A 12,228-nucleotide genomic window follows, 5' to 3' on the forward strand; every position below is an offset into this window, starting at 1 on the left:
GGCTGTCGGGTCGCTGGCCAGCCGACCATCGACAGATGTTGGCAATCTGTCAGTCGACAGATGTCAGGCCTTTTCGGCCGGTTCGTCCAGAAGGCCGAAGCGCTCTGCGATTGCCCGCACCTGGCCGCGGCGCTGGATGCCCAGCTTCAGATAGAGATCGGAATTATAGGTCCGCACCGTCGTAGGCGAGAGATTGAGCTTGCGGGCAATATCCTTGTCGGTCAGGCCCCGGGCGAGCAGGCGTATCAGCGCGTGCTCGCGCTCCGAAAGCTCGGCGAAATGAGATGGCAATGGCTCATGCCCGGACGGGGCGGCCCTGCTTTCAACCGCCGAGATCGACAGGATAGCGCGGCTCAGGGGCGCAAAACGGACCTCATAGACCAGGCCCGGCATCAGTTGGTCGCGCCAATATTGCGCCAGCGGGAAGGCTTCCCCCCCGATGTGCAGCACATCATGCGTTGGCGCAATGAGGCCGATACCAAGCCGAGAGCGTACATCTGCATGGCCCCTGACAGATTTGACCAGACGATTGTCTTCATCGCGTCGGGCCTGTCGCCAGCGCAATGGTGACCTGGAAAGAAAGATGGCGACGCCAAGAAACGGCAACAAGACCAGCCCGGAAGGGCTGTTGAAAAGTGTCGATGGGTCGCGCACGGCGCCGTAGATCGACATGCCGAGAAACGGCAGAACAAACACGAACAGCGCGAACATGAAGAAGACCTGGCGTGACCGCCAGGCCCTCAATTCACGGCGTTCGTCTTCGCTCAGCACATTACCGACCGAATTTCTGGAACTTGATCTTCTTGGGCATGTCGGCGTCCGGACCCAACCGGCGCTTCTTGTCCTCGATATAGTCCTCGAAATTGCCTTCGAACCATTCGACATGGCTGTCGCCTTCAAAGGCGAGGATGTGGGTGGCCAGACGGTCGAGGAAGAAACGGTCGTGCGAGATGACCACGGCACAGCCCGGATAGGCTTCCAGCGCCTGTTCCAGCGCCGCCAGGGTTTCCACGTCGAGGTCGTTGGTCGGCTCATCGAGCAGCAAAAGATTGCCGCCGGTCTGCAGCATCTTGGCGAGGTGGACGCGGTTGCGCTCACCACCGGACAGCAGGCCGACCTTTTTTTGCTGGTCGCCGCCCTTGAAGTTGAACGTGCCGACATAGGCGCGCGACGGGACTTCCTTGCCGCCCAGCTCGATCATGTCATTGCCGCCGGAGATTTCCTGCCAGACGGTCTTGTTCGGGTCGAGCGTGTCGCGCGACTGGTCGACATAGCCCAGCTTGACCGTGTCGCCGAGGCGGACCGTGCCCGCATCGGGTGTTTCCTGCCCGGTGATCATCTTGAACAGGGTCGATTTACCGGCGCCGTTCGGACCGATCACGCCGACCACGCCGCCCGGCGGCAGTTTGAAGGACAGGCCATCAATGAGGAGTTTGTCCTCGAAACCCTTTTTGAGATTCTCGACCTCGACCACGACACCACCCAGGCGCGGGCCCGGCGGAATGGTGATCTGGGCCGTGGTGATCTCGGCGCGTTCGGCCGCATCCCGCAGATCCTCATAGGATTTGATACGGGCTTTCGACTTGGCCTGGCGGGCTTTCGGCGAGGAGCGGATCCATTCCAGTTCGCGCATCAGGGCGCGGTCCTTGGCGCTCTTTTCGCGATCTTCCTGGGCCAGGCGCTTGGACTTCTGCTCCAGCCAGGCCGAGTAGCCGCCTTCATAAGGCACGCCGCGGCCGCGATCGAGTTCGAGCGTCCAGGTGGTGATGCTATCGAGGAAGTAACGGTCGTGGGTGACGACCAGGACGGCGCCCTTGAAGTCTTCCAGATAGTTCTGCAGCCACTGCACACTCTCGGCGTCGAGATGGTTGGTCGGCTCATCGAGCAGCAGCATGTGCGGGTCGGACAGCAGCAGGCGGCACAGGGCCACGCGGCGACGCTCACCACCGGACAGGTCGGTGACCGGCCAGTCGGCGGGCGGGCAGCGCAGCGCCGTCATCGCCATCTCGATCTTGCTATCGATGTCCCAGGCGTTCTCATTGTCGATTTTTTCCTGGAGCGCCGTCATCTCCTCCATCAGCTCGTCGGTATAGTCTTCCGCGAGCTTCATCGAGATGGCGTTGAATTCTTCCAGAAGCTGTTTCGGTGCCGAGCCCTCGATCACGTTTTCCCAGACCGTCTTGCTCTCATCGAGCTGCGGTTCCTGGGCGAGATAACCGACCTTCACACCCTTTTCAGCCCAGGCCTCGCCGGAGAATTCGGTGTCCATGCCGGCCATGATCTTCAGCAGGGTCGATTTACCGGCACCGTTGACGCCGACAACACCGATCTTGGCATCGGGCAGGAAGTGCAGGGAAATCCCGTCAAAGACGGGCTTGGCAGCGCCCGGATAGGTCTTCGACAGCTTGTCCATGTGATAGACGAATTTGTAAGCGGCCATGGGGGAGAGGCTCTCTTGTCTGGCAGGGAATCTTGAGCCGCACCGTGTAGCGGAGAGCGGCTGCAAGGGCAATGCGGGAAGGGAGTGCGGCTTGGCGTTGGCGCGCCGACGCCGCGGGGTGCCTCCCATTGACGCCTTTTCATTTTTCCCGGAGGCGCGCAGCGCCATCCGGGACCGACGGGGGACTCATCGCTTGCCGGAGGGTTTCGTTGGTCCCGGCTCTCCGCCCCGCTTTTGCGGGGCTGCGGCCGGGAAAAATGGGATGTGTTCTGACAAGATTTTGTGCCTTTATCCCCGCTGCGCACCCCTTTCCTTCTCCCTTGGGAGAAGGTGCGCGTAGCGCGGATGAGGGGGATTTCTCCTGCGCCCACCGGGATTTACCCCTCACCCTGGCCCTCTCCCAGGGGAGAGGGAAAGTGAGCTCTGCGAAAAAATCCAGAAATCTTATCCCCGCCCATCAGACCCACCGCATAATCCCCCTGTCCCGCGTCACTCGAGGCCCGGATTGGTGATCCGGGGGCGTTGGGAGGACGGAGCTCGTCCGGTTGCCTGGAATCACCGCCAGACCAACCCGGCGTGGCCATCGATGGGACGGCGGCACAAAGCTCGACCGTTTGTACCCATCGGTTTCGAGACGGGGTCGGTAACGATCCTGAGTAAACCTCCGTGTGCGAGGTGCCCCCGGCGCCACCCATACACACTCACATAGCAAGGCTCCGGAACGGCACCTCGCACCCCTCTACAGCCCAAACCGCCAGGTGGAAACACCGTGGCGCGAATGGTGTTGTCCGCATACGGCGGCGCCTGACTCAGGTCTGGCCAGTATATGCCGCCACTCCTAAAATGAGGCCCGCGCCATCCGGGGAGTTCTCATGTCTGTTCGCCTTGCCAGCTTTTTGGCTGTCGTCACCGCCCTCACCGCCTGCCAGCCTGCGCCCGAAGCGCCGGGCGAGACCGAGACTGCCGAGCCGGCGCTCACGATCGAGCGCCTCCATGCCAGCCCCTCCCTGACCGGCGCCACGCCGCGCTCGCTGACCTTCTCGCCGGACGGATCGCGCGTGACCTTCCTGCGGGCCAAGGACGATGATGCCAGCGTGCTTGATCTGTGGGCGATGGATATCGATGGCGGCGAGCCCTACCTTCTGGTCGATAGCCAGGTCCTCGCCCCGGATGAGCGTGAACTCACCGAGGCGGAACGCCAGCTGCGCGAGCGGGCTCGAATCTCCTCGACCGGCATCGTGCGCTATGACTGGGACAGCCAGGGCGAGGCCATACTGGTGCCGCTGGACGGCGATGTGTTCCATGTCGATGTGGCGACCGGGCAAGCGCGCCGCCTGATGGAAACACCGGAATACGAGACCGACGCCCGCATCTCCCCGCGCGGCAATTTCGTGTCCTTTGTGCGCGAACAAAATCTATACGTCATCGATCTGGAAAGCGGTGAAGAGACCGCCATCACCTCTGAAGGCGGCGGCCTGGTCTCCTTCGGCATGGCGGAATTCGTTGCCCAGGAAGAGCTTGGACGCCGGACCGGCTATTGGTGGTCACCGGACGAGCAATACATCGCCCTCGCCCGCGTCGATGAAAGCCCGGTCGACAATATCCAGCGCATGGAAATCGGCGCCGACGGCTCGGCCCGGGTTGTCGACCAGCGCTATCCGCGCGCCGGGACTGACAATGCGATCGTCGAGCTGTTCATCGCCGAGCGCGCGACCGGGACACGCCGCCAGGTCGAGCTGGCGCAGACCGACGACATCTACCTCGCCCGCGTCAATTGGGCCTCCGACAGCGCTACGGCCTATGTCCAGGTGCTCAACCGGATGCAGGACCAGCTCACCATCCTGACCGCTGATCCAGCGACCGGCGAGGCCGCTCCCTGGCTGGTTGAAAACACCGATATCTGGATCAATCTGACCAATGATTTCCGCGCCCTGTCTGATGGCACGGTCCTGTGGACCAGCGAGGACACGCCGGGTGGTTTCCGTCACATCCAGCACCGCGCCGCCGATGGCAGCCTGATCAATCAGGTCACCTCGGGTGACTGGGTGGTCGGCAGTATCAATTCAGTCGATATGGACAACAGCCTGGTCTATTTCACCGGCTGGATCGAGACGCCGCTGGAACGACACATCTATTCGGTGCCATTGGACGGCTCGGCCGCTCCGACGCGGATCACGTCGGGTGATGGTCGCTGGTCGGCTCGCTTCGGACGTGATGCGACACGCTTCATCGGCACTTATTCCGACCCGCAAACCCCGCCGCAGACCGCCCTCTATGCGGTCGACGGAAGCCGCATTCGCTGGATCGAGGAAAACGCCCTGGTCGAGGGACATCCGTATGCCCCCTATCTCGACGATCACATCACGCCGCAATACGGCACGCTGACGGCCGCAGACGGGACCGAGCTGCACTACCAGATCTTCCTGCCGGCCGATTTTGATCCGAACCGGCAATACCCGGCGATCCAGTATCTTTATGGCGGCCCGCACAGCCAGCAGGTCCACCGCGGCTGGCAATCGCTGCGGGCGCAGATGTTCGCCCAGCGCGGCTATGTCTATTTCACCATCGACAACCGCGGCTCATGGAATCGCGGACGTGAATTCGAGGGGCAGTTGCGCCATCGCATGGGCTCGGTCGAGGTCGAGGACCAGCTGGTCGGGCTGGACTATCTCAAGAGCCTCGACTTCGTCGATGCGGATCGCGTCGGCATTTGGGGCTGGTCCTATGGCGGCTACATGACGCTGATGGCGACCTTGCAGGCACCGGACGCCTGGGCAGCGGGCGTTGCCGGAGCACCGGTTACCGACTGGACGCTGTATGACACCGCCTATACCGAGCGCTACATGGGTCACCCGGACGCCAATTTCGACGGCTATGAGCAATCCTCGGTCTTCGCCCATCTGGACAGTTACGAGACCCCGCTCCTGCTGATCCACGGCATGGCCGACGACAATGTCATCTTCGCCAATTCGGTCCGGCTCTATTCGGAACTCCAGCAGCAACGCGCCGATTTCGAAATGATGACCTATCCCGGCCAGCGCCACGGCGTACGCGGCGAGGACCGGTCGGTCCATCTGTGGACGATGATCGTGAACTATTTCAATCACCAGCTGAAGGATGAGGGGTAGGCCCCCTCATCCCCCCTGCGGGGACCTTCTCCCGCAAGGGGAGAAGGCGTATGAGCCTGCCGCGGGCAAGAACGCCCTCTCCCCTTGCGGGTTGAGGAGCCAAAGGACAGTCCTGTGGACTGTCTGACACGACGAAAGGTGGCCCGAAGGGTCGGGTGAGGGGTTGGCGAAGCCCCTAGAGCGCCACCCAGCGATCCGCCTCCTCGCGCATGCGCTGGCGGCGCGGTTTCCAGTCGGGCATCAGGCTTTCCACCACACGCCAATAGGCCGGCGAATGATTGGCCTCGACCAGATGGGCGGCCTCATGGGCGCAGACATAGTCGATCAGCGCTTGTGGAAAGCCCATCAGGCGCCAGTTGAGCCGGATCGTCCCGTCCGGGGCACACGATCCCCAGCGGCGTTTCTGGTCACGGACAATGACCTTGCGGACCGGGCGGTCGAGCCTGGCGGCATAATGCTCGACGCGGGGCGTCATGAAGGCCGTGCCCTCGCGCTTGTAAAAACGCTGCAAGGCCTGGCCCAGAGTGCGTTGACGCAGTTCACCGGCAAGGTCCGGGTCATGCCGGACGATCAGGGTTCCGCTATCGCGGCGCACTGTTGTTCGGACACCCTCGCCGCGCAGGTCAAGGGTCAGGTCATCGCCGAGCCAGGGCAGAGTTTCGCCGGTCTGGAAGCTCAGCTCTCGCGGCGCCGGACGGCTGGCCCAGGCGTCCAGCTTGGCGAGGATCCAGCCGGCCTTGCTTTCCAGCCCGCGCCGGATCTCCCGTTCGCTCGCCCGTTTAGGCGCAGCGACCGTGAGGCCGTCGCGGGAGATTGTGAAACCGATCGTGCGCCGGGCCGACCGGCGCAGGGTGAAGTCAACAACACGACCGTCCAGCTCGATTGTATGATCCGTCATGAGACCGCGCCATCCGGTATCAAACCTTCCACCCCGAAACGGCGGATCAGGCAGAGTTGCTCCACCACCGCCTCATCGCTCAGCCGGCTGCGATCGTCCAGCCACCAGTCCAGCAGGTGGAAGACGGCGCCGACCTCGCAACGGGCAGTGGCTTGCGGGTCCAGGTCCGAACGGGCCCAGCCATCACGCTGGCCGGCCTGCAATTCGGTGACACGGATTCCGGCGATCGCATCAACCACTTCGCGCTGCATCGGGTCGGAGCCGGCGCCGCGGCTCAGCAGCAGACGGAAGAGCGGGCCGAACTCGCCGGCAAAGGCGACCACACCCTCCATCGCGGCGCGATCCTTGACCTCGCGCGAGCCCGGGGTCTGCTGGGCGATGGCCAGTCCGGCCAGGACCAGATCCTTGCCCGCCCGCATCACTTCGACAAACAGCGCCTCCTTGTCGGGGAAGTGGGTGTAGAGCGTCCCCATGGCGACGCCGGCCTCGCGGGCAATGTCGCCGATCCGGGCACCTTCAATGCCCTTGGCCGCGAACACGACGCTGCCGGCCCGGACCAGCTTGGCCCGGGTCTCGTCCTTTTGCTCGCGCCGTCCTTTCGCCAAATCACCACTCCACACGCAAATCACCTTGGCTGAAAATATATTCATTGAATAAACATTCAGCAAATGTATTCTGTCCCGGAGGACGAATGGGAGGACGCGATGCGGATTCTGGTACTTGTGGCAAGCTTGATGACTGCGCTGGCAATGGCGGCGCCGGCTGACGCCAATTGCCACTGGCAGGTCTCCACGCGCCTGGTCGGGCACCAGCCAGCTGTTGGAAATTTCGCCGCCCGCTCCTGGCCATTGGGAGCGCTGGCTACCCGGGTCCAGGCCCGAACCCCCGGCGGATTGTGGAATAGTATCAACTGGCCGGAGACCGCTTCAGACGCGAACGGGTTCGTCCAGATCACATCGGCCGTCGCCTTCGCCGACCCGGATTGCCAGACCGCCCGGGAATTTCGTGTCCAGGTCCGCAGTTTCCACACAGGCATGAACTGGCGCACCGTGCACCAGCAATCGACCTCCGGGCACGCTGATCATCTGGGCCTGTTCATCCCTGCTCCCGTTCACGCTGTCACGATCGGCAATCTGGTCCTGGACGGCGAGTTTCGCGGCGGCGGCGTGATCTTCATCGAGAATATCGGCGAGCCGCCGGTCACCTGGACCAGCGTCGACGATGATGGAACAGGGCAGCCAAACGATGATGGCCAGGAAGACGATGACGATGAACACCCTGACCAGCCGGTCGCCACGCTGCAGGATGATCCGTGCCACGTATATCGCTTGCCGATCGATCTCGATATCGAGTTCCGTTTCGGACAGATGCCGCCGGAACCAGGCCCGCTGTCGCCGGACATGGCCCTGCGCGTCGAGACACGGGCCAATGGTGGCGGCGCCATGACGCTGAACCGGTTGACCAATCACATCCGGGTGGAAAATGCCGGCGGTCGCGACTTCCATGCCCTGCACCGGTGTCCCGTCGAAATCCATCTGCGCCTCAATGAAGGCCCCGGCCAGCGTAGCGGAGACGGCTGGTCAACGCCCTACGTCGCTCGCCTCCCCGACATCGCCGCCAATGCCGTCGCGCCTGTCGACATTGATGCCAACCTGCTTGGTGCCGGCGATGATCTGGAAGGCGATTGGGGGCAGGGCTACGAGTATGTGCTGATCGAAGCGGTGCTCGACGCCACCAACCGGATCGCCGAAACGGCAGAGGGCGATAATCGCATTATCCATTGCTACCACGCCCCGACCAACAGCTTTGCTGCCATGAGCCAATGTGAAGGAGGATGACCATGATCCGCGCCATCGCCGCCTGCCTGACCCTCGCCCTCATCCTCGCCGCCACGGCGACCGCCGTACTCGCCCAGGAGCGCGTCGACGGACACCCGCTGGTGACCCCCTATGAAGGCTCGACCGGAGACGGCGAGTTCTGGCGGTTCGACGAATACGCCCTGGTTACCGGCTTTGATTTCGACGCCCGCGAGGCGATCACCACGCCAGTCCAGGGACGGGTCACGAAGCTGGATTACGACAATCCCGACGACCGGTCCGAGCTGGAGATCTTCACCAATTACCGCGAAGCGCTCGACGCCGCCGGCTATCAGCCGATCTGGTCCTGTGCCCGCGACGGGTCCTGCACCACCGGCTCGACCCGAAACGCCTTCTACCAGGCCAATGGCATGCGGGCGATCAACGGGCCAAATTCGCACTATACCGCCGGCACGCTGAGCTTTGACGGCCATCTCGCCTATGTCGCGATCGGCGTCGGTCGCCACACCACCTCGATCGTCATTGTCGAGACTGACGAGATGGACCGCGGCATGGTCTCGATCTCCGCCGAAGCGCTCGCCGCTGGCCTCGATGCCGATGGGCATGTGCGTGTCGACGGCCTGCTCTTCGCCCATGACAGTGACGTCCTGCTGCCGGACTCCGCGACGGCGCTGACAGCCCTGCGCGACCTGCTCACCGAGCGCCCGTCGCTGACGCTCTACGTGGTTGGTCACACCGACATGTCCGGATCGCTGACCTACAATATGTCACTCTCAGAGCGACGCGCGGCGTCCGTGGTCACGGCGCTGGTCGAGGATTACGGGATCAGGATGGACAGGCTGACGGCAGCCGGCGTCGGCCCCCTTGCCCCGGAAGCCAGCAATGGCACCGACGACGGCCGGACACTCAACCGGCGCGTCGAGATCGTGGCCCGCTAGGGGAGCCGCAACACAACATCCCGCACGCCGCCGTCAAACGCGGACCCCAAACGGGCGGGACAGGGTGGTCGTGTCATGCCCAAACCCATAAGGCGCGACCACCCGTATTTCTTGAGATTGGTCAGCCCGTTCAATCGATTGTGAGCAGCTCGCCGCAGATCGCTTCCAGCCCGGCCTGGTCAACCTCATCAAAGGCACCAAACTCGGTCGAGTCGATGTCGAGGACCGCGACCAGCGCTCCGGCGGCGTCGCGCACCGGAACGACGATCTCCGAGTTTGAGCGGCTGTCACAGGCAATGTGGCCCGGAAAGGCGTGCACATCCTCGACCAGCTGGGTCTCGCCGGTCGCCGCCGCCGCGCCGCAGACACCGCGACCGAAAGGAATGCGCAGACAGCCCATCGTGCCCTGATAGGGGCCGACAACCAGCTCGGTCGGCTTGGCCGGGTCGACCTCGTAAAAGCCCGTCCAGAAAAAGCGCTCGCCGAACATCTCCCGCAGCAGGCAGCTGGCGGTCGCCAGACGCGCGGTGCGGCTGGTCTCGCCAGCGATCACGGCGGCGATCTGCTTGCGCACATCCTGGTAGGCGTCGGCTTTCGAGCTCATCAGATCTTCCCTTGCTGGCTGCCCGGGAAGATCGGAGCGCGACGGCAAAGGTTCAAGGGGTGTCGGCAGCGCGAGCGGTCAAAGACGCACATTGCCGCGCAGCGACTGGCGGATCGCGCGTTCGATGACCTGCCCAACGGCCTGTTCCGCATCATCGCCCTTGCCCTCGCCGTGCCCGTCCTCATCCTCCATCCGCCGCGCCTCGAATTCGAGCCGGGTATGGATCATGCGGATGCGGGCATCGACCAGACCGTAGATGAGATCGGGGATCTTGGTCTTGACGTTCATCCCCAGCGCCTTGGCGTCTTCAGGCGTGATCGCCTGGCTGTGCGAGAGCGTGCCGGCCGACAGGGTGTCGGCGATGTGATGCTCGACCTTCTCGTCGACCCGATGCACCGGATTGACGATGTCGCGCGCCACCTTGCCGGCATAGCGATCATATTTCTCGGCTTCATGGGCCAGCATGACCAGCACGTCCTGGGTCGCCAGCGGGCCTTTCTGGGCGAGCAATTCCTTGTAGGCCTCGGTCGGGAAGCCGCCATAGATGGTGTCGATCGGCCCGAGCGAGGCGGTCGGATCCATGACGATCTTGTCGGCAGCCAGCGCGATCATCGTGCCGCCGGACATGGCCACATAGGGCACATAGGCAATCACCTGCGGTTCCCGCTTGGGATTGTAATGCCCCTTGGCCTTGGCCTTCGCCAGGTGCTGCTTCAAGGCCAGCGAGATCATGTGAGCCGGACGGGCATAGCCACCCAGCGTGTGCAGCACGACAATGATCCGGGCTCGCGGATTGGCCTGCCTGACCGAGGCGACAGCCTCGAAGGCCTCGTCGAAGGCGATCTGCTGCTGGGCGCTGTCGCGACCGACAAAATCATCGCCCAGATCATGGATGAGATCGATCAGGACGGTATTGCCGCTCTCGATCTTCTTGCGGAATTTCTCGTAGTCCTTCTTGGCGTCCTCATAGCGCGCCACCCGCTTGCGGCGCAGCTTGTGGACCTGGCGCTCGTCCGACACGGCGCGCTGGCGGTTGAGATGCATGGATATGGCACTGACCGCCACGATCAGGACAAACAGCCCGGCCCCGGCCACACCGTAAAGCACCGTATTGTCCACACCGTCGATCATACTCACCCCCACGCGCACGCTGCACGGGCGGGATATTAACCAAAGCCTAACAAGTGCGACAAGCAGAACCGGAGGTGGTGTCCGATCGCTTCAGCTACGTGTCCGGCCGGACACACCTGGCGCAGCCTGATCAGTTCAGCGCCCCGGAACCCGTGACGGCGCCTGTACCGGACAGCTGACGCTCCTCGACCAGCTGGTTGAGGAGGCCAGCCAGGCGCACCCCGCCCTGCTTGAGACGCTGCAGCGAGACAGGCAGGTTGCGGTCGTAGTAGGCATCGCCCGGCTCGATCATTTCCTCGGCACGCGCCCAGTAATAGGCAAAGCCGCGCGAGCGGACGATGTCGTGGCTTTCCTGGGCCCAGTCGACCGGGGCCAGAGGTGTGTAGACACTGATGCCATTGAGCGGAATGTCGGCGGCCAGCTGGTCGGCCAGCTGGGCCCAACGGTCCCCGTCATCGATATAGGGCCAGGTCTCGGCCATGTAATCGAGCAGGATCTCGCTGTCCCAGACCCGGTGCAGATTGGTCCGGCGCTCGCCGCGCCACAGCACATTGATGTCATTGCCGCCGCGATCACCCTCGATCGAGACATGCAGAGGCTGGTGGATATCGCCCATCCAGTGAGCGAGGAATTTCAACGCTTCCAGGCGGTCCTCATCCGAACGCGAACGATCCACGAAGATACCGGCATGCAGGTCGATGGCCGAGGTGATGCAGCCATCCTCGGCGCAGTCCTCGGCGTCGACATGCGGATCGTCACGGGTCTGGTTGATATAGTGCCAGGGCGCCGTGTGGCGGTGGGTCGAACCACGCACGTCATCGGCCCAGGAACAGACATCACGGAAATGGTCGAATTCCGGGTCCTGGGCGACCAGCCGGTCTATCTCGGTGCGGGTCTCGTCTGAGAGGTAGCGCCAGGCAAGGTCGCAGACGATGCGATGACCGTCTGGTCCATAGGCTTCAGCGGGAGCCACTGTGACAACGGATACCATCAGGCTGGCAGCCGAGAAAAGGCGCAGGAAACTGGACATGGGTTGCTCCGGACGACGGCACCCGCCCGGTGCCATCCCCGGTCTGTAGAAGAGGCGGCGCGACACCTCCACTAGTCAGGGCTGGCAATTCTCCATCAGCGCAACCCCTGGTCGAATAATCGGAATTTGTAATCTTCCTCGCACCTGGTCTGGCGGCAGAATGCGACGGCTTGTTTTCTTGACGCGCTCAATCTTTACCGTCTGGACGGTATTGACTGTACCGTCTGGACGGTTTATGTGCA

The 12,228-nt window shown here is 63.3% G+C and carries 10 protein-coding genes; 3 read left to right on the forward strand and 7 right to left on the reverse strand.

What is annotated here, in order from left to right; translation table 11 throughout:
• Positions 1 to 63: 63 nt before the first annotated feature.
• Positions 64 to 771: a helix-turn-helix transcriptional regulator gene (locus MMAR10_RS16315; protein ID WP_011644041.1), complete on the reverse strand. Its 708-nt coding sequence runs from the start codon at positions 769 to 771 to the stop codon at positions 64 to 66.
• A gap of 1 nt (position 772) precedes the next feature.
• Entirely contained in the window at positions 773 to 2,440 is a 1,668-nt protein-coding gene (ettA, locus tag MMAR10_RS10915; protein WP_011644042.1) for an energy-dependent translational throttle protein EttA, read from the reverse strand.
• Positions 2,441 to 3,312: 872 nt separating this feature from the next.
• Between ettA and MMAR10_RS10920 the strand changes: the two genes are divergently transcribed.
• Positions 3,313 to 5,568 (forward strand): DPP IV N-terminal domain-containing protein, encoded by a 2,256-nt coding sequence (locus tag MMAR10_RS10920; RefSeq protein ID WP_011644043.1) that lies wholly within the window; start codon positions 3,313 to 3,315, stop codon positions 5,566 to 5,568.
• 175 nt (positions 5,569 to 5,743) lie between these two features.
• Here MMAR10_RS10920 and MMAR10_RS10925 read toward each other — a convergent pair whose 3' ends face one another.
• Both MMAR10_RS10925 and MMAR10_RS16320 read right to left on the reverse strand, forming a co-directional pair.
• A complete protein-coding gene (locus MMAR10_RS10925; protein ID WP_011644044.1) occupies positions 5,744 to 6,466 on the reverse strand; it encodes a M48 family metallopeptidase in 723 nt (240 codons plus the stop codon).
• Positions 6,463 to 7,071, reverse strand: coding sequence for a TetR/AcrR family transcriptional regulator (locus MMAR10_RS16320; protein ID WP_190273916.1), 609 nt, complete (start codon positions 7,069 to 7,071; stop codon positions 6,463 to 6,465). The genes MMAR10_RS10925 and MMAR10_RS16320 overlap by 4 nt, the downstream gene beginning before the upstream one ends.
• 99 nt (positions 7,072 to 7,170) lie before the next feature.
• On the opposite strand from MMAR10_RS16320, the gene MMAR10_RS10940 reads away from it, so the two are divergent.
• Entirely contained in the window at positions 7,171 to 8,304 is a 1,134-nt protein-coding gene (locus MMAR10_RS10940; RefSeq protein ID WP_150099761.1) for a hypothetical protein, read from the forward strand.
• Between the two features lie 2 nt (positions 8,305 to 8,306).
• Positions 8,307 to 9,221 (forward strand): OmpA family protein, encoded by a 915-nt coding sequence (locus MMAR10_RS10945; RefSeq protein WP_011644047.1) that lies wholly within the window; start codon positions 8,307 to 8,309, stop codon positions 9,219 to 9,221.
• Positions 9,222 to 9,351: 130 nt separating this feature from the next.
• Here MMAR10_RS10945 and MMAR10_RS10950 read toward each other — a convergent pair whose 3' ends face one another.
• The 3 genes from MMAR10_RS10950 to MMAR10_RS10960 all read right to left on the reverse strand — a co-directional run bounded on the left by MMAR10_RS10950 (position 9,352) and on the right by MMAR10_RS10960 (position 11,986).
• The gene (locus tag MMAR10_RS10950; protein ID WP_011644048.1) at positions 9,352 to 9,825 is read right to left on the reverse strand and encodes a GAF domain-containing protein; all 474 of its coding nucleotides are present in this window, start codon (positions 9,823 to 9,825) and stop codon (positions 9,352 to 9,354) included.
• Between the two features lie 78 nt (positions 9,826 to 9,903).
• Entirely contained in the window at positions 9,904 to 10,956 is a 1,053-nt protein-coding gene (locus MMAR10_RS10955; RefSeq protein ID WP_011644049.1) for an SDH family Clp fold serine proteinase, read from the reverse strand.
• A 130-nt stretch (positions 10,957 to 11,086) separates the two neighbouring features.
• Entirely contained in the window at positions 11,087 to 11,986 is a 900-nt protein-coding gene (locus tag MMAR10_RS10960) for a S1/P1 nuclease (protein WP_011644050.1), read from the reverse strand.
• Positions 11,987 to 12,228: the final 242 nt, after the last annotated feature.

The sequence above is a fragment of the Maricaulis maris MCS10 genome, from assembly GCF_000014745.1.
Taxonomy (GTDB): Bacteria; Pseudomonadota; Alphaproteobacteria; order Caulobacterales; family Maricaulaceae; genus Maricaulis; species Maricaulis maris_A.

Bases quoted from the DNA above. Each gene is read 5' to 3' on its own strand.
- MMAR10_RS10920 (WP_011644043.1), top strand. From the start codon at position 3,313: ATGTCTGTTCGCCTTGCCAGCTTTTTGGCTGTCGTCACCGCCCTCACC.
- MMAR10_RS10950 (WP_011644048.1), bottom strand. From the start codon at position 9,825: ATGAGCTCGAAAGCCGACGCCTACCAGGATGTGCGCAAGCAGATCGCC.
- MMAR10_RS10960 (WP_011644050.1), bottom strand. From the start codon at position 11,986: ATGTCCAGTTTCCTGCGCCTTTTCTCGGCTGCCAGCCTGATGGTATCC.
- MMAR10_RS10955 (WP_011644049.1), bottom strand. From the start codon at position 10,956: ATGATCGACGGTGTGGACAATACGGTGCTTTACGGTGTGGCCGGGGCC.
- MMAR10_RS10945 (WP_011644047.1), top strand. From the start codon at position 8,307: ATGATCCGCGCCATCGCCGCCTGCCTGACCCTCGCCCTCATCCTCGCC.
- MMAR10_RS10940 (WP_150099761.1), top strand. From the start codon at position 7,171: ATGCGGATTCTGGTACTTGTGGCAAGCTTGATGACTGCGCTGGCAATG.
- ettA (WP_011644042.1), bottom strand. From the start codon at position 2,440: ATGGCCGCTTACAAATTCGTCTATCACATGGACAAGCTGTCGAAGACC.
- MMAR10_RS10925 (WP_011644044.1), bottom strand. From the start codon at position 6,466: ATGACGGATCATACAATCGAGCTGGACGGTCGTGTTGTTGACTTCACC.